The sequence below is a fragment of the Pontibacter populi genome, from assembly GCF_019336435.1.
GTDB classification, from domain to species: domain Bacteria; phylum Bacteroidota; class Bacteroidia; order Cytophagales; family Hymenobacteraceae; genus Pontibacter; species Pontibacter humidus.
Genome location: NZ_JAHWXQ010000001.1, coordinates 246134 through 272400, shown reverse-complemented (window position 1 = coordinate 272400; position 26267 = coordinate 246134). Strand labels below are relative to the sequence as shown.

Here is a 26267-nt window from a genome sequence, read left to right as displayed (position 1 = left end):
AAGTTTATTCTTTGTTCTGAGAATCTATTGTTATCGTAACCGGGCCATCATTTAGCAAAGCTACTTTCATGTCGGCACCAAATTCACCGGTCTGTACTTTTTTGCCCAGAGCAGTTTCCAGGTAAACTATAAACTTCTCATATAATGGTATGGCTATAGTTGGGGGAGCAGCGTTGATGTAAGAAGGGCGATTTCCTTTTTTAGTGTTAGCAAATAATGTAAACTGGCTGATAACCAATATATCACCATTCACATCCTGCACACTCAGGTTCATTTTATCATCAGTGTCGCTGAAAATGCGGAGCTGTGCAATTTTAGATGCTGTCCATTTCAGGTCTTCCTCGGTATCGGTAGGGCAGAAGCCGGCGAGTACCAGCAAGCCCAGGCCTATTTCGCCTTTCACCTGCTTATCTATAGTTACCGAAGCCTGTGTTACCCGCTGAATGACTACACGCATTTCAAGTGATATTATTGGTTGCAAGGCAAAGATAGATGTTAAATTTTCAAAAATTGAAAAGTGTGTTTGGAAGAAGTTAGCTGAGCTTGGGATTTATAGTTGGCATGGTCCAGCCACCCCCAACCCCTCCTTTTCTAAGGCGGGAGCTTTTTGGCTGCTGCTATAATTAGAAGTAATGTTCTATAGTTGCGATTTTGACCCACCCCTGCCCCTCCCGAGAGGGGATTTCTGCTATAGTTGTTAGTTGAGGTTATCGTTTTATAGTTACCGTCCACGAGCAGGGCAGGTTCACCTGTCCCTACGAAATTATTACCAAGATCAATCTCGAAGCTTACCGGTTCAAAATATAGATAATACTATCTATGAGAAGCTTCTCAGTCCTCGGGTTGAGCGCCTTGTAGATTTCTGGTGCCGCCAGGCATTGTGAGGAACGAACAAAAGAAATGTACACCGCGCGATGCCCGAAGACGGGGCCTCCCGGCCGTGAGGGCACCAAAGCTAAAGATGAAACGATAGGTAAGTAGAGCTCCCAGGATGAAAGGAAATTTGAAAGAAAAGGCTTGGTTCGGGTTGTAGAGACGTAAACTAGTAGAGAATCAAAATTTAAGCTGAGATAGATTTCTCCTGATGTCGAAATGACAAAAGAGAAGCTAAAAGACATATAAGATCCCTCGGCTGCCGCTCGGGATGACAAAATAGAGATGTGTTGAACTATAGCTCAGACACTAGCAGGAGCTACGCACACTGCCAAGTCAGCAGATTATGAAACTCTCTATCTTCTTAATACCTCACTACCTTAATCAACATACCCTTCATAAAAAATCCGCGAAACTTTGCCGTTCTTCAGGAAGAAGTATAAGTGGATAGGAGCGCCGTCTTTGGTGGAGGCGATGATCTTGTCCGGAGACTGTTGTAACTGGATGTTCTGGGCTTTCAGTTTTCCGGTTAGTTCCTCCTGGGGCATGCCCACACGCAGGTTGTTACGGAGCTTAATTGTACTGTTCCTAATATCAGCAACTTGCAGGAGTAATTTGCCTGATTGAGTTGGGGCGTATAGTTCCAGCATAGAATTTCCGAAGCGGATCGTGTAGATCGTGTCCGTAATGTTAGGGCGGTGCATGTTCTCGATCGCATCCGCATCTACCGAAAAATCATCCTGAATTTTATCAAAATAAGCGCTCAACGAGTTGCTTTGAACCACATTGGCGATAAATGGATTGCCTAAAAAATCAATAGTGGCAGGTGCGCGGCGGGGGGCACGAACGGCAGCTGTGTCTATGGTTTCGCGTGAAACGGGTGATGTGCTTTCTTCGCTGGGTGGCTCTGAGGTGCAGGCTACAGCTACAGAATGCACAAAAAACAACAGCGCAAGCAGCCGTACGCGTAGGGCATACCTATAGTTGAAACTGTTGCAGAGCAGGGTAAACATGGTGTCGGGGAAAAGGGTAAGTCTTATACCTCACATACGAGAACCACGCACTTTAAAGTTTTGTTTAAATGTGCCTTCGTCTATAGTTTCTGCGCTGCCCAAAGTATAAATTCGCAGCAAATATGATACAATTATGCAAATACAACAAATAGCGCTGATAACTTGTGAAAGCCTTGGCAACTATACCGCAAACGCCGACTCAGAAGATGAGCGTTTATACCAGTTTCTGACGGGAAAAGGCTTGCCGGTTACATGGCAGGTCTGGGATAATGAAAACGTAAACTGGAGTCAATTTGATGCCCTGATCATTAAATCGCCGTGGGATTATTTTGACAAGATTGCTGCTTTTTATAGTTGGCTGGATAAGGTAGAAGCTGCAGGCTGTAAGGTGCTGAACCCGGTAAAAACACTACGCTGGAACGCTGACAAGGTTTATTTTAAGGCTATGGAAGCCGCTGGCGTAACTATAGTTCCGACGGTTTGGCTGGAGCAGAACAGTACATTTAATGCGCAGGCAGCTTTTGCAGAACTCGGCAGCGAAAAAATTATAGTGAAGCCACGGGTAAGCGGCGGTGCCAAAAATACATTTGCCTTAACTATAGAAGAAGCCGAAGCCAAAACTTCTGAAATAAACCAACTACTGCAGCAGGAGCCGTTCCTGGCGCAACCGTTTATCGAAGAAATTAAAACCGATGGCGAGTGGTCGTTTATTTTCTTTGGCGGGAACTATAGTCACACGGTGCTTAAAACAGCCAAGCCCGGCGACTTTAGAGTACAGCACTTTTTCGGCGGAACTATACACACCCCAACGCCTCCGGCTGCCTTACTGGCCACAGCACAAACTATAGTTGATAAATTTGCGAAAGACTGCCTGTATGCCCGCGTAGATGGCGTAGCGCTTAACAATGAACTGGTACTGATGGAGCTGGAGTTAATTGAGCCTTTCCTGTTTCTGAGCACTTCAGGAGGTAGTTTAGAGCGTTATTACCAGGCGTTAATGGCCCAACTTCAGTAACTATTCATCTGCTGAGGCATGAAAAATAAGTAACGGAACCTGCGACTCCAGCATTAACCGTTTGGTTAGGCTGGGGTTTAGCAGGGAACCGAGCAAGGTACGGGAGCGGCTGGTTAAGGCCACCATATCAATAGCCTGTTCGGATACAAATTTCTGCAGCGCATCAGCCACATCATCTCCATCCAGTAAGGTGTAGCTGATATTGGTTTTAGCGGTTTGCTGTAATTTGCTGCGTAGTGCTTCAAGCTTTTTATTATCGCTTCGGGTTGGCTCGTCGGCTACGTGCACGCATTCTATAACGGGGCTAAAAGGCAGTAAAAGCTGCTGTAGCGCCTCTAATGTTTGGGCATCCTCCTTATCAAAATCAGTGGCATACAGCACACGTTTAAGGGTAGTGCCTTCGTAAGTTTCGGGTACGGTCAGCATGGGTACTTTAACGTCCTGGGCTATATTGGTAGAGATGGTTCCGAAAAATGTACGGGCCAGGTTAGATTCGCCTTTCGTAGCCATTACCAGCAGATCCGGTTTAAAACGCTGCACTTCTTCCGGTACCAGGTCTTCGGGCATGCCGTACATGAACACGCGCTCAAGCTGCAGGTATGGATTTTTATTTACGGCTTTCAGCGACTGGTATAGTTCATCGAGCTTTTCCTGGGCATCGGTCTGGTTGCGGCGCAGCACATGGTCTGTTATGATTTCTGAGGTGGCGTTGCTTTCCGAAAACATGCCTTCGCCGTTTGGCTCTTCCAGGTAATCCTGGTAACAATGGAGTATAACCACGGTTGCTTCGGGTGCCTGGTTGGCAAATGTGAGGGCAAAGTTACAGGCTTTGTAAGCGCTATCCGTAAGATCGACTGGTACCAGTATTTTAAACATAGGTTGCGTGTTTGAGTTCGGCTTAAAGTATACGTACGCTGCCTCCGGATAAGTTGTATGGCAGGCTATAGTTGGCAACATAAATCTGGAAAATCCTATGGTTTAAAAAATTCGGTTATTTTTGTGCACATATAACGCTTTTCATGCTGAAACGCTTTTTTTTCTACTTTATCGGGTTTGTGGTGCTGGCATCGCTGGCATACTATGGCTTTAGCCGCTGGCAGGCCTCCAAGGAGAAGGTAGACCTTTGGGCGATTGTGCCGGAAAGTGCTGCGCTTGTAATCGAAAGCAATAACCATCAGGCACTGGGCAACCACCTGCATAAAACCGAGCTCTGGCAGCAGCTGGAGGTACTGCCGGTTATGCAGGAGTTTGAGGAGAACATGGCTGTACTGGATAGTGTTTCGCCAAGTAAACTGCGCCTGAACCGCTTTTTCAACGAAAAGACTATTCTTACCTCGGTACATGTTACCAGCAAAACCTCTCTCAACTTTGTTTTCTACATCCCGGTAAATTCTGTTGGCGAGCACCGCTTCCTGAGAACTATAACCGAAAACATTGCCCGCAACCCTGATTTTGAGCAAACCTCGCGGAAGTATAATGGCGTGTTGCTAACCGAAGTATACTATAAACCGCTTGACCTGCACTATACCTACTTCTCGTACCATAACAACATGATCCTGAGTGCTTCTTCGACTCTGATAGAAGAAGTGGTACGCCGCGCTGCATTAGATAACCCTACATCTGTTGCAGCCGAATATAAAAACGCGAATTACCTGGAGCAGCCCGATGTGTACGCCAACGTATACATTAACAACCGGCAGATACCTGCGTTGCTCAACCTGTTTCTGAAGGATGAGATAATGCCGCAGGTGCAATACCTGAGCAGCCTTTGCCGTAATGGCATGTTGCAGCTGAAGCTCGATGAAAACAAGATATCCCTGAATGGTTTCTCTAACCCGGAGCTTCTGAAGGGCTCGATGCATAACAACCTGCTGGCTGTAAAACCCAAACCAATTCTCGTAAAAAAGTATCTGCCAACCCGCACTGCGGTGATGCTGCACTTTGGGGTACAGCAAATTGCACGTGTAAAGCAGCTAAACACCAAAGCCAAGCCAGCTGCAAACGATGCAACTATAGATAGCTTGGCAAGTACGTTTAAGCAGGAACTTGTACTGGCTTACCTCGAGACCAATACCACCCGCAACAGTCCCGAGAAAGTACTTTATGCCTTATCTGGTAACAAGCGCCAAACACTGCAACTGCTGCAGAAATTAAATACAGATCAGGTTCAGAAAAACAGGCTGTATACTGGTGTGTATGGTGGCTATAAAATTCAGGAGATGGCTGTTCCGGAGTTGCCCGAAAAGCTGTTTGGGGAGATGTTTTCTGGCTTTGAGCAGGTTTACATAGTAGAACTGGATAACTATATCCTTTTTACGGATGAACTGAGCACGGCACACGCGCTGATTGATGATATTCTGGCTGAAAAGGTGTGGAGCAAATCGCCGGTACAACAGGCCTTGCAGGGTGAACTATTACAGGAAGCCAATTTTAGCTTTTACATCAATACAATAAATGCCTGGTATATCTTAAGCCGCTATACCTCCGAAGAAGAACGTGAAAGCCTGTTGCAGGCATCGTCGTTCATCAAGAAATTTAACCAGGTAAGTGTGCAGTATGCCAAAGTTGAAAGCCAGTATTATACCAGCATCGTTATCCGGAAACAGGAAAGCAGCAATGTAACCGAAAGCAACTATAATACAGCGTTCTCAATACCTTTCGACAGCAGGCTTGTTTCGCGCCCTTACCCGGTGCAGAATGTGGTTGATAAAAGCTACGAAGTGGTAGTGCAGGATTCTGCTTATACACTTTACAACATTACCGCCGACGGCAAACGAACCTGGACCGATAGTTTAGGAAGTTCTGTGCGCGGAACTATAAAGCAACTGCCAATTGGGCCGGAGAACAGGCTGCGTTACCTTTTTGCCACATCCAACCGCATCCACGCCATCAACAACCAGGGCGAGTCGTTAGAGAACTTTCCGTTTAACCTGGCCGACTCCCTGAATATACAGCGCCTGACCATACTGGATTACGACCGTAGCGGCAACTATAATTTGCTGGTAGATGATAACCTCGGTAACCTGTACATGTACGACATCAGGGGAAATGCCATACAAGGCTGGCAACCGCGCCGCCTAGACCATAAACTGGCTGCCGACCCGCAGCACCTGCGTATTGGTACCCGCGATGTGATACTGGTGATGCTCGAAAACGGCTATGTATATGCGTTAAATAAAAATGGCGATACTTACCAGGGATTTCCGTTCAGTTTAAAGTCGCCGGTGACAAGTGGGGCTGTAGCTAAAGTTGGCGCAGACCTGCGCAAAACCGAACTGAAAACTGTAACCCGCTACGGGGAGGTAATTACCTTTAACCTGCAGGGCCGTGTGCTGCGCCGCGATAAACTACCAAGGCCAAGCAAACGTGCTATGTTTGAAATGGTGCAGGCTGGCAATGATGATAAAGCATTTGTATTTGCAAGGCAGGAGCAGGGCAAAGTGGCGATTTTTAATCAGGAACAGAAGTTGTTGTTCGAGAAGCGCTTTGTGACATCAGCCCCAAAACTGGTGCAGTACTATAACTTCGGAGGCGACAATATTATATACGCAATTACAGAAACAGGCCCTCAGAAAACATACCTTTACGATGCAACCGGCCGTTTAATCGGTGGCAATGCCCTGGACAGCAGTGAGCCGGTTACCATTTACCACAACGAAGCAGAAAACAGCTTCTCGCTTTATAAAGTTTACCGCAGAGAATTACAGAAGATAAACTTCAGGTTAAAGCGGTAGATTGTAGTTGAGGTTGTTTAGCTATAGTTCTATATTGCTTACTGCTGGTGCGAGCGTCCACGCTCGTGACTTATTATGGGGTTGAGTCTCCTGACTCAACTGGCCCGATAGGGACAGGCTTGGTAATAGTGCTAGCTATAGTTCTATAGTTGCAGTTTTAACCCACCCCTGCCCCTCCCGAGAGGGCACCAAAGCTATCTATAGAACGATAGGTGATTAGAGCTACCAGGATTAGAGGAAACTATGGAAGAAAAGGCTTGGTTTAAGTTGCAACTATAGTTAGCTATAGCACTATAAGTTGAGATAGATTTCTCTCTGCGTTCGAAATGACAAAAAGGAAAGTTAAACTGGAAACTCGCTAGCTCCTGACCACCACACGAACACCCTCTATATCTTCCAGTTTGGAGGTTACTTCCTGCTGCAACTGCTTCCTTACTTCTATAGTCAAAACACAAGCGAGTTCGAATTGCTGGTTGCGCACGTCCAGGTTATATTCTTTTACAAGGCTCATTACGTCATTCATTTGAGGGTATTCGAAGTGTACCTGCAGCAGTGAGGTTTCGTGCTTTTCGATGATGGTGGCTTCGGCGATGGCGTCGGCAGTAGCAGTTTTGTAGGCATTTATCAGGCCGCTGACACCCAACTTAGTTCCGCCAAAATAACGCACTACAACCACCAACACATTACTCAGATCAGCAGACCGGATCTGGCCCAGTATGGGGTCGCCGGCAGAGTGGTTGGGTTCGCCGTCATCGTTGGCGCGGTAGCGGCTTTTGTCGGCTCCTAAACTATAGGCGTAGCAATGGTGGCGGGCATCGAAATACTTTTTACGTAATTCTGCCAGCTGCTCTTTTATATCCTCTTCAGAATAAACCGGGTAAGCAAAAGCCAGAAACTTGCTTCCTTTTTCTTTGTAAATGCTTTCGGTTGGTTCAGCTATAGTTCGGTACGTATCCTGTATCATCAGAACAAATTTGCAACAATTTCCTGATATGAAATAAGCACTAGTGCCACTACTGCCATAGCAAGGCCGGTTAAATTAACTTTTGTAAGCTTTTCGCCGAAGAACAAAACCGCCCCCATCGCACCAGCCAGTATGATACCGATGTTATGGACCGGGTACAGAAAAGCGCCATCGTTACCAAAAGCATAAAGGGCCTTTATCAGGAAATAAATAGAAAAATAATTCGGGATGCCCAGCAGAATGCCAGCTGCAATGCTTTTGCTGTAGAAAATAGTTTTCCCTGAAATCAGCAAATAAAGCAGCACTATTAACCCAACAATAGCCGAACCAGTAAAGGTGACCATTGTAAACTGGCTGACTTCGTTTTGCTGCAGATGAAAATGGTTGGTATAGTTGATGAGCGAATCGGCGATACCACTGTTCAGGAAGATGATGAACGGCAGCAGTAAGGCAAGAAAAGGAGAAGTAGTTTCTTCGCCATCTTCGTGGTTACGCGGCCTGATAGACGAAAGCACGATAGCTACCAAGGCTACAAACATGCCCGCATAGTTTAATATAGTATAGTTTTTCAGGCTGTTTTCGAGTACCAGCAGACTAAACAGCACCGGAATTACCAACGAAATTTTAGTTGCCACCGAAGCTGCTGTAATACCAACTTTGTGTGTAGTAAGGGCTATGAGGTAAAACGTGCCGATAAAAATTGTGCCCAGCGCCAGCGCGTAAACGACCCAGCTTTGTTGCAGCAAACTTCCCTGCACAACACTGCTGCTACCCGAAAATAAAAAGCCAACTACTACACAAGTCAGGTAGTTTACAACTATTGCCTGGAACGTTGGTACCCCGAACCGCTGAAATAATTTAAAGATGAAGACCAGTGATGTACTGGCAATTATATTAAGCAGCAGGTAGAGCATAGTCGGCTTTAAAACGGGTTAAGTACAAATGTAGAAGAAGCAAGGTAAAGCACGCACTGCAAGTATTAGCAAAATTGCCTAAATTAGATTTATTTGCAGTTATACTTAACCCATATCACGTTGTCAGATTCTCCTTACTTGATTTCTTTTAAGCAGGTTGGCAGTGCCGCCGAAGGGTTGCTTACATCTACACAATTTGCCGATAAACTGCCTTTTGCAGTAAAGCGCGTATTCTGGATACAAGGTACGCCAGCCGGGATAACACGTGGTCATCATGCCAATAAAACCACCAAGGAAGTACTGGTAGCCCTGACCGGAACTATAAAAGTGAAAGCAGAAACTGAAGACAACATTAGTGAGTTCACACTTTCATCATCCGACAGCGGATTATACATTCCAGCCCTGTGCTGGACTGAATTAACTTTTACCGAAGGAACTATAGCGCTGTGCCTGGCCAGTACCGATTATGATGAAACGGACTATCTGCGGGATTATGACAACTATAAAAAGCTGATCGGGGAACTATAGTTATGCAGGTACCATATATGGCATTCCGAGATTGGCCGGCAGGAATAACGCAACAGGTAGAGCAGGAAGTTTTACGGGTTATGCGTGAGCAGCAGTTTATTCTTGGCCCTGAGGTGAAAGCTTTTGAAGATGCCTTTGCAAAGTTTTTAGGCGCTGATTTTGCGATAGGAGTGGGAAATGGCTTCGATGCGCTGGTACTTGCTTTAAAAGCGGTGGGCATTAGCCCGGGAGATGAAGTTATAGTTCCGGCCAATACCTTCATAGCCACCGCCAATGCAGTCGTGCACCTGGGCGCTGTGCCTGTGCTTGCTGAGCCTGATATACAAACCTACAACCTGACTGCTGCAACCGCCGAAAAACATATCACTCCTAAAACCAAAGCTATAGTTGCTGTGCATTTGTACGGGCAGACCTGTGAGATGGAAAGACTTCAGGGTCTATGCCGAAGCTATAGTTTGAAGTTGGTAGAAGACGCTGCGCAGGCACACGGGACGAAATACAAAAACCAGTTTGCAGGTACATTCGGAGATGCCGCTGCTTTTAGTTTTTACCCCACTAAAAATTTAGGAGCCTTGGGCGATGGTGGTGCCGTTGTTACTTCAAACCCGGAGCTGGCCGCTTTTATGTATAGTTACCGCAACTATGGGCAGCAGGAAAAATATCACAACGAACTTATAGGTGTAAATTCCCGCCTCGACACCCTGCAGGCTGCTGTTCTAACTATAAAACTTAAATACCTGCACCGGCAAAACCAGGAACGACAGCGATTGGCAGATGTTTATTTGCAGGAACTTCAATCTATAGCTGATCTTACTTTACCTGTTACGGCAGACCATTGCGGACATGTGTATCATATCTTTAATATCCGTACATCGCGCCGCGACGAGCTGAAAAGTTACCTGCAACAACAAGGCATACAAACGGCAATACATTATCCAATTCCTATCCATCTGCAACTGGCTTATAATTACCTGAACTATAAAACAAGCGACTTTCCGGTTACAGAATCACTTGCCGATACCTGTTTAAGTCTGCCACTTTTCCCGGGGATAACAGAAGCCGAACAGGAGCAGGTGATTCGCTGTGTTAAAAAGTTTTTTATCTGAGCAGGGGTTAATGGGATTTGGTTGATTTTTAGGGTTTAGGAATTTGTTGTGGTTTGACCTATAGTTCTACGACCAATAATGCTGGCGCGGGTTTGCAACCCGTGTCTACCTATGATGTTGGGTTTTCAACTCAACTGGCCCTGCAGGGATAGGAATTGTCTGAATCTGGATTTACAAGATTAAAGGATTGGCAGGATAAAGCTACTGCTATAGTTGGAGGTAAAGTTTTATAGGTAACGTGATCCAATCACCCCTTTATCCCCTCCTTATCCAAGTCGGGGAGCTTTTCTGTTGTTGCTATTGTTCGTGGCTATAGTTCTATAGTTTCCGTTTGTCATCCCCTGCCCCCTTCCAAGGGGGACTTTCTGCAGTTACTTTTCAATCTGTCATTTCGGCTAAAGGGATAAATCTGAGTTTGCTATAGTTTAGCAACAGAACAGGACAGTTTTACCTGTCCCTTCGAAACTATGACCACGATAAATCTCGAAGCTTATCTTTTAAAACTATAGATAAGCAGTTGCTATGCGAAAGATCACAGTCTTTGGGTTGAGCGCCTTTGCTTTGTTGCGGTGCCTTTAGGCAGCCCGAGCAGAGCGAGGGAAGCAAGAAAGCAGCAGCGCGATGCCCGAAGACGGGGCCTCCCGGCCGTGAGGGCACCAAAGCTGGATTGAAACAATAGGTGAGTAAAGCTCCCAGGATTGGAAGTGGCTATGAAAGGATAGCTTGGTTCGGGTTGCAACTATAGTTAGCAAAAAGCTGAGATAGATTTCTCACAGCTGCGCTGGCTCTTTTCGACTCGCGTCTCAGGAATGTTCGAAATGACAAAAGAAGAGCTATAGCCTAGACACTAGCAGGAGCTGCGCACACTGCTAGGTCCTGCAACTTTAAGCTGAAATAGATTCCTCACTTTGTTCGAAATGACAATGCCATTTACCACCCAACAACCTCAACCTTACTAACCCCACCTGCTAATTTCTGAATTTTGATCTGGGTGCTGATGCGTTCTTTCAGGGCTTCTACGTGCGAGATGATGCCGATCATTTTACCGCTGGCCTGTAGATTTTCCAACGTGGAAATAGCGGAGTCCAAAGTATCAGCGTCCAGTGTGCCGAAGCCCTCGTCTATGAACAACGAGTTGATCTGGGTGCGGCGGCCTGCCAGGTCAGATAAGCCAAGCGCTAACGCTAAACTAACCAGGAAGCTCTCGCCGCCGGAAAGTGTATTCATCGGGCGCACTGCTTCGGCCTGGTAAGTGTCAACGATAGCTAATTCTAAGTCCTCGCCCTCCGTTTTCTGGATGCGGTAACGGTCGTTTAGTTTCTGCAGGTGACGGTTAGCCAGCTCTACTAATTTTGCCAACGTAAGACCCTGCGCAAAGCGACTGAACTTATTGCCGTCTGCCGAACCGATCAGGTCAGCGAGCTGGCTCCAGCGGTTGCATTCCTGTTGCTGAATCTGTAGTTGGCTGGCCAGTTCCAGGTTCTTTTCACGTTGCTGTTTGTCTTGCTCCAGTAACTGTTCCAGGCGTGCTTTTTGGGCAATTACGTTGCGCTGCTCTTCGGTTTTAAGAGCAAGCTGCTGCTGCAGTTGCTCTATTGTTTCGGAGGTCAGGCTTTGTGTCTCGGATTGTGTCAGATCCTGCTGTACATCGCTCAGCGACTTACGGATTTCGGTCAGTTGTTTTTCAACCAACGCTTTCTGGTTGGCGAGGCGGTCGGCTTCGTCACGGTCAAGCAACATTTGGCTGAGTGCTTCTATCGTTTCGATTCCTTTCTCGCGAAGCACGTGTAATAATCCGTCCCGCAAAGTATCCAGCTCTGATTTTTTATGGTTGTGTGTTGTGGTATACTCGTTCTGGCGCTGGCGTTGCTCCTGTAATTCGTGCTGTTTTTTCTGCTGGGCTGCCCGTGCGTTCTCGGCTTGGCGGGCAAGGTTGGCAAGTTCAGTATTTGTATGCTGGCGTTCCTGCTCTGGTTTTTTATCCCCGAAAAGCTGGTATCGTTTTTCCTTCAGTTCTGTTAACTGGATGTGCACCCGTTCCAGAATTGCTTTTTTATCTTTCAGCGCCTGCTCTTTTTCTGCTACTTTCTCAGTTAGATTAGCTACCTGCTCCTGTAGTTTCAGGAACGGATCGCGCATGGCCTCGTAAGCATCGTGCTGCTGCTGATAGGTAGTGGTTTGAGCCTCCAAGTGCTTCAGCAAATCAAAACGTGTTTCTGGAGTAAATTCTAAACTATAGCTGGCTGCAAACGACTGTGCGGTTTCCGTGAAAACCTGTTGCTGTTCCTGTAAATCCTGTAATTGCGCAGTAAACCGGCCCAGCTGTCTGCGAAGCATTTCTTCTGAATTTTGCAGCTTACTTACCTGCGCCTGCGCCTGTAGTTGTGCTTCGCGGAGTTGCTGTAAATGCTGGTTTATAGTTTCAGTTTCACGACTCAGGGAACGAGCTATAGTCAGCGTCTGAGTCAGGTTACCCAGTGCTACGTGCTGTAGGTGTAGTTGCTGCTGAAGCGCTTCGGTGTTGGTTATAGCTATGGTTACACCTTCGCCTTGCAGCTTATAGTTTTGCAGTAGTCGGGCAAGTTCAGTATCTGTTTCTGTTTTGGCTTTTGTAGCGCTATCGTGTTGGTTCTGAAGCGTGTTCAGTTGTAGTTGCAGTGCATTTTTAGTTGCATCAAGTTCTTTAACTAAAGCCTGTTGTGCATCGCGTCGCTGCTCTTCCTCCGATAACGTGCTGGTATAGTTGCCCTCCACAAACGGGTGCTCTTCGGAGCCGCAAAGCGGACAGGGCTGTTCCGGCTGCAAACTATGGCGGTGCTGTTCCAGCTCCTGTATGCGCTGTTGCAGAGTGACCAGCTTCTGTAGGTCCTGCAGGCGCTCAGCGGCGGAGTTATAGTCTGTTTCTGTAGATGAAAGCTCTTCCTGTTTAGTAACTATAGTTTGTTCCAGCTGATGTAGCTGGTCAGTAAACTGAGCAGACTTTTGTTGCTGTAAACTATAGTTCTTTGATAACTCTAGCAATCGCTCTAAACGCGCCAACAGCAACGGTTGTTCCTGGGCCAGTTTTTCCAGCTCATCCATGCTTTTGGCAGCAAGTATAGTTTGTAACTGGGCCAGTTTTTCCTGCTTCTGCGCATCCAGCATAGTTTGCTTTTGCTGCTGTTCTTTTTGGGCAGAATCTATAGTTGCCAGTTGTCTGGCTTCAGTTTGTAGTTGCTGGTTTATAGTTTGCTGCTCCTGCATCAGGGTAGCTATAGTTCGTTCGGTTTCGGTCAGGTCTTTTATGGTTTGGCGGAACTCATGCAGGTGCTCGCGCATGTCTTTCAGCTTTGCGTTTTCCTGCAACCATTTTTTCAGGGCAGTTGCATTTTGCTTTAGAGTACCCAGCTCCGTATCCTTTTGGGCAAGGGTGGTTTTCTCCTGTTGCAGCGCATTGTCGAACTGCACGTACGCTTCCCTGTCCGTTTTAAACTGTTCTCTAATTGTTTCCAGCTGATGGTCCAGTTGCTGTACCTGCCCTAAAAGCGGCTCTAACTTCTGTATAACTTCCTGCTGCTGTTGATGTGCTTTGGTTGCCTCCAGGGCAATATGGCCTGCTTGTTCCAGTTCAGCTTCCAGCACAGGTATCTGCTTTTCGAGGAGCACCAGTTGCTCCTGCACTTCGGTTAACCTGCCATTTGCTGCTTTTATCTGCGTAAGCTCGCCCACAAACTGGTTTGCCTGTTCGTGCTGCTGTAATTTTATAAAATCGGGTTGAAGGTTAGCCAGTTTGCTTTCCTGTACTTGCAATTCTATTTTATACTTTTCGGCACGCTCGCGAAGCTGTTGCAGTTGTTTGAGCCAGTTGGTTTTTTCCTGTAGTTCCCTGGTTTCGGTGGTTAGTATTGCCTCCGTGTCAGTTAGTTCGGCTATAGTTGCTTCGTAGCCCAGGCGCTGTTCTTCGGGCAGCAGTTTGCTGTCTTTTAGTTTCGCTTCTAATTCATCTCTTTTAGCCCGTTCGGTTTTCGCTTTTTCGTAAGCAAATTTCGAGATGTCGGAATAAATGCCGGTGTCTGTGATCTTCTCTAAAAGGCTGCTGCGCTCATTCGGGTTAGCTTTCAGGAAACGTGCAAAATCGCCCTGCGACAACATCACCGAACGCAAGAACTGGCTATAGTCTAAACCCGAGATCTCAGCCACCTTATCCGGCACCTGACTTGGTTTCAGGTCGAATGGTTTGTCATCTTCCAGGTCGCAAAGCTCCATATGCACGGCCTGTATCTTGCCATCCAGTTTGCCCCGGCTTCTGCGGATCTGCCACTTGCTGCGGTAACGTTTGCCATCCGCTTCAAACTCCACTTCCGATGTGCTTTCCGACGTATGGCGTGTCATCAGATCAAGGGGTTTGTCGTTGTTATGGCGGTGCACCATGCCGTAAAGCCCCACAGTAATCGCATCCAAAATAGTGGTTTTGCCGGCTCCTGTTGGTCCGGTAATCGCAAACAATCCGGCGTCAACCAAAGGGCTCTGGTCAAAGCGGATCTCGTGCTCACCTTTCAGCGAGTTCAGGTTCTGGAAACGGACAGACAGGATTTTCATGGGGTAATATAACTTTCTTTTTGTACTACACTTTGTAGGTGGAAAGACGCTCGTAGGAACTGCACACGCTACGAGGTCTGATGCAGTTTAGGACGCAAAATATTGCGTCTCTACATTTCATTCTTAAATTCTTAAACTCTCTAACTCCTAAACTATAGTTAGCTTTCAACCTCCTGCCGCATCAGTTCCAACAACTCGCTGAAGCTGGCTACTAATTCAGAATGATCACTTTCCGGGAAGGCGCTTTGGCAGCGTTTCAGGAAGACTTCGTTCTCTTTTAGTGTGTGCAGGTCGGCTTCTTCCTGTACCTGTTGCTCCAGTGTCTGGCGTTCTCTTTTGATGATCGGCGGACGATGGATGAGCAGGTGCAATTCGTCTTTTTTGAGTTGCAGTACTTCTTCCAGTTGCTGGTTCAGGTCGGGTAGGGGAGCGTCCAGTTCTAATTGGATCTCTGCCCAGGCAGGTAAACTATAGTTGCTGTTGTCGTAAACGGCTATTTGCTGTTTTACTTTCTCCAGGTCGCCTTTAAAGCGCACCAGTTTGCGGCAAACCGGTATAGCCAGTTCACGCAGATCAGCCAGTTTACCGGCTTCAAAATCAAGAATAAAAACTACTTTGTTATCGGTTACTTCGCTAAAACTTAACGGAATAGGGGAGCCGGAATAGCGGATATGGTGCGCTTTGTTTACTTGCTGCGGACGGTGCAAGTGACCCAAGGCTACATAATCAAACTCCTTCGGAAACTGGTCTGCACCTATCTGTCCCAGGTTACCCACGTGTATTTCTTTTTCACTTTCGGAAGCAGTGCCGCCGGCTGCAAATAAATGCCCCATTGCCACAACTGGTACGCCAGCAGATTTGTATGGCTGTACGTGCGGTACAAACTGGGCGTAATGGTCGGCTATGCCTTGTTTTAAGCGGGCTTCGCGCTCTTCGTAGCTTTCGCCGGGAACAGATAACCGGATGTCACGATCGCGCAGGAAAGGCACGGCGCAAACTATAAGCTCAGGCTTACCGGCAGCATCATTCAGAACGATAAGTTCATCCAGCGGATCAGGTGTGGCGCCACCAATTACCCGGATGTTCATGCAGGCAAGCAGGTCTTTGGGCGCGTTGAGCGTAGACACCGAATCGTGGTTTCCGCCTATAAATACAATGTGGCGGCAGCAGGTATCGCATACCTTCTGCAGAAAGTCATAGTATAGTTTGAAGGCAGTGTTGGAAGGAGCTCCGGTATCAAACACATCGCCTGCCATCAGCAATACCTCTACCTGCTCCTGCTCAATGGTTTGCAGCAGCCAGTCCAGGAAATGCTGGTGTTCTTCGGTACGTTCGAGGGTAACAAGGCGCTGGCCCAGGTGCCAGTCTGATGTGTGTAATACGCGCATAATTCTTCATCTCCAAATCCGCACTCAAGATACATAAGTATATCGGTATATTGCAACTCTTAGATAAGGATAATTATGAACGAAGTATTAAAGAAAGAGAAGGAGTATGCTAAAATATTGGCCGCTTAAGACTCCAGGAGCCACTTCATCCCTTCCTCTTTATCAGAGAAATTCTTTACCTGGAAGCGTGTTTTTCCTAAACCCTCGGCGCGGGTAATAACTGACTCCAACGCAAGCTGATGAAAAACATTAACAGGCAGAATGCGGGCAAGTTTCTTGAGGTTAGTCTGGGAAAGCAGTTCATAAAATTTAACAGACATCCATTCTTTGGCTTTAGGGGTAATAGAGCCAATCATCTGCCCGTTTGCCAGTGCTCGTTCTATCCTGGTATCGCGGAGTACTTCGTAGAGTTTTGTTGCGCCGGTGATCAGTTCCTCTTCAGTTACATGGCGTAGCCATTCGGAGTAAAGCACTTTGCCTTCCGGGTTAACCTCTATTTTGTAGAAGTCAGATTCATAAACGGTGTTGAAAGGCATAGCTGTTGTTGTGATAATGGAGGTGTTAATTTAACAGGCTTAGTGCTAAAAACCATCAAAAATAAGACAAAAAAGCGGATAATTGTGTATGCCGAGGCACGAATTTTTGATGCCTGTGCAAACTATAATTAAGCTATAGTTTGCACAGATTATACTTTATAAGATAGGACCGGAATAAAAGAAAAAAGCCTACTGCTACCAGCAGGCTTTTGAGTATAACTATATTATAGTTAGTGTGTTATAGTCTTGAATGAGTTTATCGCATCGCTCAGGTCGTAAACCGGAATATCGAGTGCTTGCTCCAGAATACTTTGCCCGGCAGCGGATCGGTAACCGGCAGCACAATGTACCATCAACGGTTTATCTTTCGGGATCTCATTTAGACGCTCGCGTAGCTCCGGTAAGGGTATAGTTACAGCGCTTTCGAATATCTTGCCGTCCTTTACTTCTCCTGTGTTACGGATATCAACTATGGTGTACTTATCCGGGTTAGTCCGGAATTCTGCTACATCCGTTATCACGCTTTTTTCAGGAAGTGTAGTTGGGGTAAGCAGGGCGCCTTTAATGTTGCCTTCATAACCGATTTTAGCCGATTTGCGGATCACCGAATTAAGCACTTCTTCGTTTTCTGCGATCAGGTAGAATTTCTCAGTAGGACCAACTATAGAACCAAGCCAGGTCTCAAATTTGCCGCCTTCCTGTATGTTTATGCTGTTTGGTAAATGGCCTTTTTTAAACTGATCCTGCGGGCGCGTATCAACTATAAGTGCACCAGCTTCCAGCTTCGCATCCTTATCCAGGCGTGGTACGGCTTTAATGCCATCCTCAAAACTGATGGCACCGGCTTTGTTCATGCTCACGTCGTGCCCGAAATACTTTGGAATAAAGGGCTGATCCTGCAGCAGGGTTTTTATGAACTCATCTTCGCTCATATCCTGCAGGGCATAGTTGGTGCTTTTTTCGCGACCAATAGTGGAATACGTATCGGAGCTCAGGCTTTTACCGCAAAGTGAGCCGGCGCCGTGCGCCGGGTAAACCAACACTTCTTCGTCCAGCTTTTTAAAAACGTTGTTGGTGGTTTGGTACATCTGCTTTGCCAGTTCTTCGCGTTTGGCAGTCAGGTTGCCAACATTCTCACGCAGGTCCGGGCGGCCAACGTCGCCTACAAAAAGGGCATCGCCGGTAAAGGCCGCATGCTGTTTTCCGTTTTCATCAAGCAAAAGTATGGTTACACTGTCAGGAGAGTGGCCTGGTGTGTTCAGGGCACGCAGCGTTAATTTGCCCAATTTCAGTTCATCGCCGTCGTCAAAGCTTTTGTGGTCATAATCGGCTCCGAGTAACTGGCTTACATAAATGGTAGCGCCGGTTTTCTTAGCTATTTCTACATGAGAGCTTACAAAGTCGGCATGTGGATGCGTTTCGAAAACAGCTACGATCTCGGCATTATTTTCTTTTGCAAAATCATAGTAAGGATGCGGGTCGCGGGCGGGGTCCACGAGGGCCATTTTACCTTCACTTATAATGGCGTAACTGGCGTGTGCCAGGCCTTTATCATAAAATTGCTCGATCTTCATTATGGTCGGATGTTAAACTTTATAGTTAGTAGCGGGTCGTAGTTACTCTTTTGTCGGCAGGCCGACACTTTTCAGATCCTGGTAACCGCCAATGTTGTAAATGTTCTTAAAACCGGCTTCCTGCATCAGTTGAGCTGCTTTGGAGCTGCGGTTTCCGCTTTTGCAGTAAAGATAATAGGTCTTTTCTTTATCCCAGTCTTTTATGCTTTTAGCAAAGGTCCCATCCAGGTAATCGGCGTTGGAAGCTCCAGCTAAATGCCCGGCTGCGTATTCCTCCGTGGTGCGCACATCCACCAAAATGCCTTCTTTTTTAGCCTGTTCTTTATATTCGGTGGCAGTTATGGTTTTAATGGCGGTGCCATCCTGCTGTGGCTGGCTGCAGCTGAAAAAGCCGGCCAGTAAAATTCCGAGGATCAACTTCATACGTTTTACTGATTTGTGTGGAGGAGATAAAGATAGTTAATGCTGCTGTATTTCTCTTAAAAAAGACCGTAGAATAACGGCTGCATTGCATCAAAAACCGGCAACTATATTAAAAGTTTCGGCAGCCGTTTATGCAGTCAATAATATGACTGATGGTGGTATCGGTAAGGAAATAATACACGTTCTTACCTTCGCGTTTGGTATCCAGCACGCCTTTGTCGCGCATGTTGGTAAGGTGGTGCGATAGTAACGATTGCTCGATTTGCAACGCCTCCTGCAACTCGCTCACGCTAAGGCGTTCGCGCTGCTCCAGCAGATCTATGATACTGATGCGAATCGGGTGGGCTACGCTTTTTAACACATAGGCAGCTCGTTCCAACTTCTTCTTATCTAACCTTATCTGTAAGCTGTTCATAGTAAATGTAGTTAAGCAAGTATTGATTACATGAACATATATTCATGCATACAAAACAGTACAATTTTTTAAGGCTTCAAGTTCCTGATAAACAGAAATATGCTGTGCGGTTTAATTACTAGAGCAAAGAGAAAAGGAGGGAGCTATAGTTAGATGAGGTAAAGAATGGCAAGCAAAGACACTGTTGCCACCAGCAGCCACAGCAGCAAACCCTGCCAGAACGGACGGGCACTTATCGTTTTAAGAGTAGCCAGGTTTACGTTAACCCCGATCAGGAAAAGGCTGAGTACCAGTAACTTTTTAGCTATAGTTACAAATACAGGCGCTATGGTTGCCACTGGTCCTACAAAGGTGAAAAGCACCGAAGCCAGCAAAAATAGCGGAATGAAAAGCGGCAGTTTCAGCTTGGTTTCTTTGCTCTTGAACAGGAAAGCGGATAGCAATACCATCGGCACGATCCAGAGGGCACGGGTAAGTTTCAGGGTGGTGGCGATCTGTAGGGCTTCGTTGCCAAATTTGCTGGCTGCTCCTACCACCGAACTGGTATCGTGTATGGCAATAGCGGCCCACATGCCAAACTGCTCCTGCGATAAACCAAACCAATGACCGGCAACCGGAAACACAAAAAGCGCCACTGCATTCAATATAAAAACGATGGCAAGCGAAACGGATATTTCCTGGGGATCGGCTTTTATAGTTGGGGCCACGGCGGCTATGGCGCTGCCGCCGCAAATAGCCGTGCCAACTCCAATCAGATGTGATAGTCTTGGTGCAATTCCGAAAGTTTTGCCGATAAAATAACCTGCTGTCAGGGTTAATGTGAGTGAGGTAGCCGTGTAAACGATACCCATCAGGCCGGTCTCGCTTACCTGGTAAAGGTTAATGCCAAAGCCTAGCCCTACCACCGCTACCTGCAGCGCATATTTAGAAGCAACAGCGGTGTATTTCTGCCACGGGTTACCCAGCAGCAAGCCAACTATAAGCCCGGCCAACAAAGCCAGTGGCGCCGAAAAAGCAGGTATAAAAACAATGGCCAGCACAAACCCCGTCAGGATGATCTTTTGCAGTAACGGGAATTTATGGAGCAGGGGAAAGGACATTATAGTTTCAGAGTAGCTGTTTTGCAAAAGTAGGCTTTACGGTGCAAACCTAAAAAGCTTCGCCTAACACCACAAAAAAGTTTATTCCTTCTCTTCCATAACCTGCATCTACTCTTATGTTTATTTTTTCTTCGGGGTTCAGGGCAAAGCGCAGGCCGGTACCTACCGTATATTTTAATTTGTTCACTTCCAGGTCAGCAGTTTTGTCAAACACGTCGCCCACACCCGTAAAAGCGACCATGCTAAACCGCCTCCACACCGGGAAACGATATTCTGCCTGCGTGGCCACCACATTTCTGGCCAGGTAACGGCTGCGGGCATACCCACGCAGCAAACGGTCGCCGCCTATAGTTGCCATCCGCATAAAAGGCACTTCGTCGGTATTGACAGTAAGTACCGTGTTGCTGGCTAAAATATGGCCCGGTTTGAGGGTAAAGTACTTACTGAAGTTTACGTTATAGTTGCTGTAATCAAAATCACCGCCCAGCCAACTGCCAAACCTGTACCCCGAAACCTCCAGCAATATGCCACTGCCCGCATACGACACATTGTCCCGGCTATCAACCAGAAACATTAGTCCCAGTCCATTATTCAGGCCGCCCTGGTAGCCGCTTATCATTTGCTCTTCCAGCTGGCTTGGCCGGTCTTCGGCAATCGGATTGGTTTTGAGGTGATAGTATTTGGTGAGCTGCAGATCAGGGCCCAGGAATATGCGGTTGCCCAGGTTTTTCAGCCCGGCCAGTTTCGTGCCGATCAGGTCGTATTCGTATTTTTCTTCATTATCCAGCGAGCTGTTGTTGCCGGTGCCATAGAACCTGTCCGTATACACGCGGTGACGCAATTCGCCACGAAGCAGATATCTCTCATCACGGGTAAAGATATTCCACTCCAGCCACTGGTCCATTTGCTTGTTCAGGGTATAGTCTGCTATAAGCCTGGCAGTAGATAGGCGGGTATAGCTGCTGTCAGTTTTGCTTTGCAGTTTCATAAACCCGATCAGGGCAGCGCCAAAGCCAAGCCTTGTATCTGGCGTATAGTAGAGCACCGGAATAGGAATCAGGCCTCTTGTTTTTACTTTAGATACGGCAACGGAGTCCGGGGTTTGTGCTATAGTTGAAGTCCAGAGTGCAGAGCACAGGAATAGCAACAGCGCAGGCAGCAGGGTATTTCGGAAGCGCATAAATATATGGTTATAGGTTGGGGCTGCCTCGCACGGTTTTGCTACTTTCAAATGGCTTAGCTCAGAGTAAGGTACTATCTATTTCTGATAAAATCCAACGCTCGCTACGGATTGATATTTTTTAGGGATAGTTCGAAGTTTTAACAACTGTATTGTTATATTTGGTTAACCTAAACTAACTGAAAAACTATACTTTCACTTTTACTCTAACCCATGAAGAAAATCTTTACCATTGCAGCCTGCCTGGCTTTTGGAGCAGGCAGTGCGATGGCGCAGGAGACTTTTCCGCGCAATGGCGTGTACGACGAGCGCCCAGGCCTGGTAGCGCTTACAAACGCCACCATCCACACCGACTATAAAACCACGCTGAACAACGCCACACTCGTTATCCGCAATGGTAAAGTAGAAGCGGTAGGCACCAACGTAAAAGTGCCTGCGGGCGCTGTAGTGGTCGATGCGAAGGGTAAACACATTTACCCGGGCTTCGTGGATATGTACTCAAGCTACGGTTTGCCGGAGGTAAAGCGTGCCCAGCGAAACTGGGGCTCTCCTCCCCAAATGGAATCGAACAAGCAGGGAGCTTACAACTGGAACCAGGCTATTCGCCCGGAAACCAATGCTGTAGAGCTTTTTAAAGCTGATAAAAAACAAGCTGAAGAACTGCGCAAGCAGGGTTTTGGAACGGTGCTGGCCATACACCAGGATGGTATTGCACGTGGTACAGCTGCATTGGTAACACTGGCTGACAAACGCGAAAACGAAGTTATTGTGCTGGATAAAGCTGCCGCTGCCTTGTCGTTTGATAAAGGTTCATCAGCACAGGATTATCCAAGCTCGCTGATGGGTTCTATTGCCTTGTTGCGCCAGACGTACCTGGATGCAAAATGGAATGCACAGAACCCGGGCCGTGAGCAGAACATCTCGCTTAAAACCTTTACCGATGCCAGCAGATTTCCGCAGATCTTCGAAGCCGATGATAAATTGGGTGTGCTGCGTGCCGATAAAGTAGGGGATGAGTTCAAGACCCAATACATTATTAAAACCAAAGGTGATGAATACCAGATGCTGAAAGAAGTGAAGGCAACCAATGCCCCGCTGATAGTTTCGGTAAATTATCCGGATGCTTACAACGTAGAAGATCCATATGATGCGCGTCGCGTGCCACTCGAAGCTATGAAGCATTGGGAAATGGCTGCCTCTAATGCAGGCCTGCTGCAAAAAGCCGGGATCACGTTTGCCTTCACCGCATCGGACTTGAAAGATAAAAAAGACTTTTTGCCGAACGTGCGCAAAGCGATAAACTATGGCTTGTCGGAAGAAGAAGCCCTGAAAGCCCTGACCGCTACACCGGCTAAGTTATTGAATGCCGAGAACCTGGTTGGTAGCCTGAGCGAAGGTAAACTGGCCAACTTTATAGTTACATCCGGTAACCTGTTCGCCAACGACAACCTGATACTCGAGAACTGGGTACAGGGCGACCGCTACAAGATCACAGAAGTGCCATCAGACTATAGAGGCGTTTACACCTTAAAGATCGGCAACAACACATCCAAAAAACTGAAAATTGCCGGTACACCTGATAAACCGGAGCTTTCTGTAATCGGCACTGATACGGTAAAAGGCAAGATATCTTTCAGTGGCAACCTGGTTACGCTATCGTTTACAGATAGCAAAAAGAGCAACGAAACGATCCGTCTGAGCGGCTGGCTGGCCGATAAAAACCTGCAGGGCGAAGGCCAGTTACCGGATGCAAGTGCGGTAAAATGGTCGGCTACTTTCTCAGAAGCCATGACGCAGCAGGATAAAAAGGATTCTGCTAAAAAAGCTGAGCTGGTAGAAGTAGGCCAAATGATCTATCCGTTCCGCGCTTACGGGCAGGCCGAGTTACCAAAACAGGAGACGATCCTTATCAAAAACGCTACCGTCTGGACGAACGAGAAAGATGGCAAGCTGGAGAATACTGATGTACTGCTGAAGAATGGCAAAATTGCTAAAGTAGGCAAAAACCTGAGCGAATCCGGTGCTAAGGTAATTGATGGTACGGGCAAGCACGTAACCCCTGGTATTATAGATGAACACTCGCACATCGCCCTGAATGCCGTGAACGAAGGCAGCCAGTCCGTAACCGCCGAAGTGCGTATGGCTGACGTGGTGAACTCTGACGACATCAATATTTACCGACAGCTGGCTGGTGGTGTTACAACCTCACAATTGCTGCACGGTTCGGCTAACCCGGTTGGTGGTCAGTCGGCTATCATTAAACTACGCTGGGGCAAAAGCCCACAGGACCTGATGGTGGATGGTGCAGATGGCTTTATCAAATTTGCACTGGGCGAGAACGTAAAACAATCTAACCGCAGCAACGCCAGCGAGCGCTTCCCGCAATCGCGAATGGGCGTAGAGCAAACCTATGTAGATGCTTTTACAAGAGCAAAAGAATACGAACAAGCCTGGAAGAGCTATAACAAGCTTTCTAAAAAGCAGCAGGCAAAAGCGGGAACTCCCCGCCGCGACCTGGAACTGGAAACACTGGTTGAGATCCTGAACGGCAAACGCTTTATCACCTGCCACTCTTACGTGCAGTCTGAGATTAACATGATGATGAAAGTGGCTGACCAGATGGGCTTTAAAGTGAACACATTCACGCACATCCTGGAAGGCTATAAAGTAGCTGACAAAATGAAAGAACACGGCGCCGGAGGCTCTACTTTCTCTGACTGGTGGGCTTACAAAATGGAGGTGAAAGATGCGATACCGCAGAATGCAGGCATTATGCACAACCTGGGTGTTGTTACAGCCATCAACTCTGATGACGCTGAAATGGCCCGCCGCCTGAACCAGGAAGCTGCCAAAAGCGTGAAGTATGCCGGTGTAAGCGAAGAAGATGCCCTGAAAATGGTAACACTTAACCCAGCCAAACTTCTGCACTTAGACGATAGAATGGGAAGCCTGAAAGCCGGTAAAGATGCCGACGTGGTACTATGGAACAACCACCCGCTTTCTATCTATGCAAGACCTGAGAAGACCTTTGTTGATGGTGTGGCTTATTTCGATGCTGAGCGCGACGCGCAGCTGCAGCAGGACATGGAAAAAGAGCGTATGCGCCTGATCCAGAAAATGCTGACTGCCAAAGCTGGTGGTGCTAAAACGCAAAACCCAACTATAAAGAAGGCAAGCGTAATGCACTGCGAAGATGTTGAGCATCACGAAGAAGAGAGCTACCTGGCGTACTAAAAATTGTTAATTGATGATTGTTAATTGTTGACTATAGTTTTAGCAATCAACAATAGGCAATCAGCAATCAAACCAATGCAACAATTAAAAAAATGAAGATTCAAAAAAGATATATATCCGCTTTTGCAGCTTTGTTGCTGAGCACCGCTGCGTTTGCGCAGGTGCCTGCTCCGGCTGTTAAACAAAGCAAACCTGTGCTGCTGAAAGGTGCTACCCTGCACGTAGGCAACGGCACCGTAGTAGAGAATGCTGCTGTAGGTTTCGAGAATGGCAAGATCACTTATGCTGGTCCGCAGAGTGGCGCTAACCTGAGTGGCTACGAAGTGGTAGACGTAACCGGGCAACACATTTACCCGGGCCTTATTCAGCCAAATTCCAGCCTTGGCTTAAATGAGATAGAAAGCGTGCGTGCTACCATTGACTGGCGCGAAGTAGGTGATTTTAACCCCAACGTGCGTTCTGTTGTAGCCTATAACACTGACTCTGATATCATCCCCACTGTTCGTGCTAATGGCGTACTGATGACCCAGCTAACCCCAATTGGTGGAACTGTAGCTGGTTCTTCGTCGGTGGTGCAGCTGGATGCCTGGAACTGGGAAGATGCCGTGGTAAAAGCTGATGAAGGCATACACCTGAACTGGCCTGCCATGCTTATCCCGACCGGTAACAAAGAGTACGACGACCGCCTGAACCGCATGAAAGACCGCCGTGAAGAAACACTTCGCGAACTTGGCCAGTTGTTAAGCGATGCCGCTGTGTTTAAAGCTGCTAAAAATGGTACCGAAAACCTGAAGCTAAGCGCTATGGCTGGTCTGTTTGATGGCTCTAAAAAGCTATACATCCACACCAACTATGGTAAAGAGATCATCGAGTCAGTAAATTTTGTGAAGCAGCATGGTGTGAAGGATATTGTTATAGTTGGTGCAGGAGATGCCCTGGCTGTAGCTGATTTCCTGAAGGCAAATAACATCCCGGTAATTTACTCTGGTGTGCATGCCCTGCCATCACGAGCTGAAGAAGATGTATGGCAACCTTACAAAACGCCTTACCTGTTGCACAAAGCCGGTATCCAGTTCGCGTTGGATTACGACCTGAGCATTCATGGCACACGTAACCTGCCTTTCATTGCCGGTACAGCTGCTGCGTTTGGCTTAGATAAAGAACAGGCGCTGTCTTCTGTAACGTTGAACACGGCTAAGATTTTAGGGATTGACAAGCAAGCGGGTTCTGTGGAAGTGGGCAAAGATGCCACTATCGTTGTATCGTCTGGCGATCTGCTGGATATGCGTACTAACAATGTAACACACGCTTTTATAGCAGGCCGCAAAGTAGACCTGAATGACAAGCAACTTTACTTGTATAAGAAGTTTGATGGTAAGTACAAGGATCAGAAGAAGCAGCAACCTGCGGGTGCTACCACTTCAACTGGTAAGTAATTTATAGTTCGAACTATAGTTTAACCGGGCTGGCAGTTTTCTGTCAGTCCGGTTTTTTTGTCATATGCTGTTATTGTTGTTTCCAGCGTCAGTCAAGTCATCTTAAGAGCCTTACACTTTATTGTCATTTAGAACAAAGTGAGAAATCTATCTCAGCTTATAGTTGAAGAAGCTACAGTTCTATAGTTTGAGACTCTACTCTTTGAGCCAAGCATTTTCTTTTATAGCTACTTCTAATCCTGGGAGCTCTAGGAAC

General features: G+C 47.0%; 19 protein-coding genes. 6 read left to right on the top strand and 13 right to left on the bottom strand.

Annotation, left to right across the window (positions count from 1 at the left end):
• Positions 1–4: 4 nt before the first annotated feature.
• Both dtd and KYK27_RS01105 read right to left on the bottom strand, forming a co-directional pair.
• Positions 5–457: a D-aminoacyl-tRNA deacylase gene (dtd, locus tag KYK27_RS01110; RefSeq protein ID WP_199108228.1), complete on the bottom strand. Its 453-nt coding sequence runs from the start codon at positions 455–457 to the stop codon at positions 5–7.
• A 796-nt stretch (positions 458–1253) separates the two neighbouring features.
• A complete protein-coding gene (locus KYK27_RS01105; RefSeq protein WP_199108227.1) occupies positions 1254–1886 on the bottom strand; it encodes a hypothetical protein in 633 nt (210 codons plus the stop codon).
• 133 nt (positions 1887–2019) lie between these two features.
• Between KYK27_RS01105 and KYK27_RS01100 the strand changes: the two genes are divergently transcribed.
• The gene (locus tag KYK27_RS01100; RefSeq protein WP_233150200.1) at positions 2020–2901 is read left to right on the top strand and encodes a RimK family alpha-L-glutamate ligase; all 882 of its coding nucleotides are present in this window, start codon (positions 2020–2022) and stop codon (positions 2899–2901) included.
• Here the strand turns inward: KYK27_RS01100 and KYK27_RS01095 are convergent, their stop codons facing one another.
• A complete protein-coding gene (locus KYK27_RS01095) occupies positions 2902–3777 on the bottom strand; it encodes a universal stress protein (RefSeq protein WP_199108226.1) in 876 nt (291 codons plus the stop codon).
• 143 nt (positions 3778–3920) lie between these two features.
• Here KYK27_RS01095 and KYK27_RS01090 point away from each other — a divergent pair, with 143 nt between their 5' ends.
• Positions 3921–6635, top strand: coding sequence for a hypothetical protein (locus KYK27_RS01090; protein WP_199108225.1), 2715 nt, complete (start codon positions 3921–3923; stop codon positions 6633–6635).
• Between the two features lie 358 nt (positions 6636–6993).
• On the opposite strand, the gene KYK27_RS01085 is transcribed toward KYK27_RS01090, so the two are convergent.
• On the bottom strand, positions 6994–7599 hold the full coding sequence (locus KYK27_RS01085) for an IMPACT family protein (RefSeq protein WP_233150199.1): 606 nt from the start codon (positions 7597–7599) through the stop codon (positions 6994–6996).
• Positions 7599–8513 carry a hypothetical protein gene (locus KYK27_RS01080; protein ID WP_199108224.1) on the bottom strand — a complete coding sequence of 305 codons (915 nt, stop codon included), beginning with the start codon at positions 8511–8513 and terminating at the stop codon, positions 7599–7601. Before KYK27_RS01080 ends, KYK27_RS01085 begins: the two co-directional genes overlap by 1 nt.
• A gap of 120 nt (positions 8514–8633) precedes the next feature.
• Here KYK27_RS01080 and KYK27_RS01075 point away from each other — a divergent pair, with 120 nt between their 5' ends.
• Together KYK27_RS01075 and KYK27_RS01070 are read left to right on the top strand one after the other, a co-directional pair.
• Positions 8634–9041, top strand: coding sequence for a sugar 3,4-ketoisomerase (locus tag KYK27_RS01075; RefSeq protein ID WP_199108223.1), 408 nt, complete (start codon positions 8634–8636; stop codon positions 9039–9041).
• A gap of 17 nt (positions 9042–9058) precedes the next feature.
• A complete protein-coding gene (locus KYK27_RS01070) occupies positions 9059–10147 on the top strand; it encodes a DegT/DnrJ/EryC1/StrS family aminotransferase (protein WP_233150198.1) in 1089 nt (362 codons plus the stop codon).
• A gap of 930 nt (positions 10148–11077) precedes the next feature.
• Here the strand turns inward: KYK27_RS01070 and KYK27_RS01065 are convergent.
• The 8 genes from KYK27_RS01065 to KYK27_RS01030 all read right to left on the bottom strand — a co-directional run bounded on the left by KYK27_RS01065 (position 11078) and on the right by KYK27_RS01030 (position 21341).
• Positions 11078–14725, bottom strand: a complete 3648-nt coding sequence (locus KYK27_RS01065) for an AAA family ATPase (protein ID WP_199108221.1) — start codon at positions 14723–14725, stop codon at positions 11078–11080.
• A 158-nt stretch (positions 14726–14883) separates the two neighbouring features.
• The gene (locus KYK27_RS01060) at positions 14884–16113 is read right to left on the bottom strand and encodes an exonuclease SbcCD subunit D C-terminal domain-containing protein (RefSeq protein WP_199108220.1); all 1230 of its coding nucleotides are present in this window, start codon (positions 16111–16113) and stop codon (positions 14884–14886) included.
• Between the two features lie 125 nt (positions 16114–16238).
• Positions 16239–16649 carry a hypothetical protein gene (locus KYK27_RS01055; RefSeq protein WP_199108219.1) on the bottom strand — a complete coding sequence of 137 codons (411 nt, stop codon included), beginning with the start codon at positions 16647–16649 and terminating at the stop codon, positions 16239–16241.
• Between the two features lie 230 nt (positions 16650–16879).
• Positions 16880–18223, bottom strand: a complete 1344-nt coding sequence (locus KYK27_RS01050) for an MBL fold metallo-hydrolase (RefSeq protein ID WP_199108218.1) — start codon at positions 18221–18223, stop codon at positions 16880–16882.
• Between the two features lie 42 nt (positions 18224–18265).
• A complete protein-coding gene (locus KYK27_RS01045; protein WP_199108217.1) occupies positions 18266–18646 on the bottom strand; it encodes a rhodanese-like domain-containing protein in 381 nt (126 codons plus the stop codon).
• A gap of 109 nt (positions 18647–18755) precedes the next feature.
• Positions 18756–19061 (bottom strand): ArsR/SmtB family transcription factor, encoded by a 306-nt coding sequence (locus KYK27_RS01040; RefSeq protein WP_199108216.1) that lies wholly within the window; start codon positions 19059–19061, stop codon positions 18756–18758.
• A 149-nt stretch (positions 19062–19210) separates the two neighbouring features.
• Positions 19211–20161, bottom strand: a complete 951-nt coding sequence (locus tag KYK27_RS01035) for a YeiH family protein (RefSeq protein WP_199108215.1) — start codon at positions 20159–20161, stop codon at positions 19211–19213.
• 49 nt (positions 20162–20210) lie between these two features.
• Positions 20211–21341: a BamA/TamA family outer membrane protein gene (locus KYK27_RS01030; protein WP_199108214.1), complete on the bottom strand. Its 1131-nt coding sequence runs from the start codon at positions 21339–21341 to the stop codon at positions 20211–20213.
• A gap of 213 nt (positions 21342–21554) precedes the next feature.
• On the opposite strand from KYK27_RS01030, the gene KYK27_RS01025 reads away from it, so the two are divergent.
• Together KYK27_RS01025 and KYK27_RS01020 are read left to right on the top strand one after the other, a co-directional pair.
• Complete coding sequence (locus KYK27_RS01025) at positions 21555–24575, top strand: amidohydrolase family protein (RefSeq protein ID WP_199108213.1); 3021 nt, start codon at positions 21555–21557, stop codon at positions 24573–24575.
• Between the two features lie 92 nt (positions 24576–24667).
• Complete coding sequence (locus KYK27_RS01020) at positions 24668–26011, top strand: amidohydrolase family protein (RefSeq protein ID WP_199108212.1); 1344 nt, start codon at positions 24668–24670, stop codon at positions 26009–26011.
• The last annotated feature ends 256 nt before the right edge of the window (positions 26012–26267 follow it).

Coding starts and splice junctions, on each gene's coding strand:
- dtd (WP_199108228.1), bottom strand. CDS start 457: ATGCGTGTAGTCATTCAGCGGGTAACACAGGCTTCGGTAACTATAGAT.
- KYK27_RS01105 (WP_199108227.1), bottom strand. CDS start 1,886: ATGTTTACCCTGCTCTGCAACAGTTTCAACTATAGGTATGCCCTACGC.
- KYK27_RS01100 (WP_233150200.1), top strand. CDS start 2,020: ATGCAAATACAACAAATAGCGCTGATAACTTGTGAAAGCCTTGGCAAC.
- KYK27_RS01095 (WP_199108226.1), bottom strand. CDS start 3,777: ATGTTTAAAATACTGGTACCAGTCGATCTTACGGATAGCGCTTACAAA.
- KYK27_RS01090 (WP_199108225.1), top strand. CDS start 3,921: ATGCTGAAACGCTTTTTTTTCTACTTTATCGGGTTTGTGGTGCTGGCA.
- KYK27_RS01085 (WP_233150199.1), bottom strand. CDS start 7,599: ATGATACAGGATACGTACCGAACTATAGCTGAACCAACCGAAAGCATT.
- KYK27_RS01080 (WP_199108224.1), bottom strand. CDS start 8,513: ATGCTCTACCTGCTGCTTAATATAATTGCCAGTACATCACTGGTCTTC.
- KYK27_RS01070 (WP_233150198.1), top strand. CDS start 9,059: ATGGCATTCCGAGATTGGCCGGCAGGAATAACGCAACAGGTAGAGCAG.
- KYK27_RS01065 (WP_199108221.1), bottom strand. CDS start 14,725: ATGAAAATCCTGTCTGTCCGTTTCCAGAACCTGAACTCGCTGAAAGGT.
- KYK27_RS01060 (WP_199108220.1), bottom strand. CDS start 16,113: ATGCGCGTATTACACACATCAGACTGGCACCTGGGCCAGCGCCTTGTT.
- KYK27_RS01055 (WP_199108219.1), bottom strand. CDS start 16,649: ATGCCTTTCAACACCGTTTATGAATCTGACTTCTACAAAATAGAGGTT.
- KYK27_RS01050 (WP_199108218.1), bottom strand. CDS start 18,223: ATGAAGATCGAGCAATTTTATGATAAAGGCCTGGCACACGCCAGTTAC.
- KYK27_RS01045 (WP_199108217.1), bottom strand. CDS start 18,646: ATGAAGTTGATCCTCGGAATTTTACTGGCCGGCTTTTTCAGCTGCAGC.
- KYK27_RS01040 (WP_199108216.1), bottom strand. CDS start 19,061: ATGAACAGCTTACAGATAAGGTTAGATAAGAAGAAGTTGGAACGAGCT.
- KYK27_RS01035 (WP_199108215.1), bottom strand. CDS start 20,161: ATGTCCTTTCCCCTGCTCCATAAATTCCCGTTACTGCAAAAGATCATC.
- KYK27_RS01030 (WP_199108214.1), bottom strand. CDS start 21,341: ATGCGCTTCCGAAATACCCTGCTGCCTGCGCTGTTGCTATTCCTGTGC.
- KYK27_RS01025 (WP_199108213.1), top strand. CDS start 21,555: ATGAAGAAAATCTTTACCATTGCAGCCTGCCTGGCTTTTGGAGCAGGC.
- KYK27_RS01020 (WP_199108212.1), top strand. CDS start 24,668: ATGAAGATTCAAAAAAGATATATATCCGCTTTTGCAGCTTTGTTGCTG.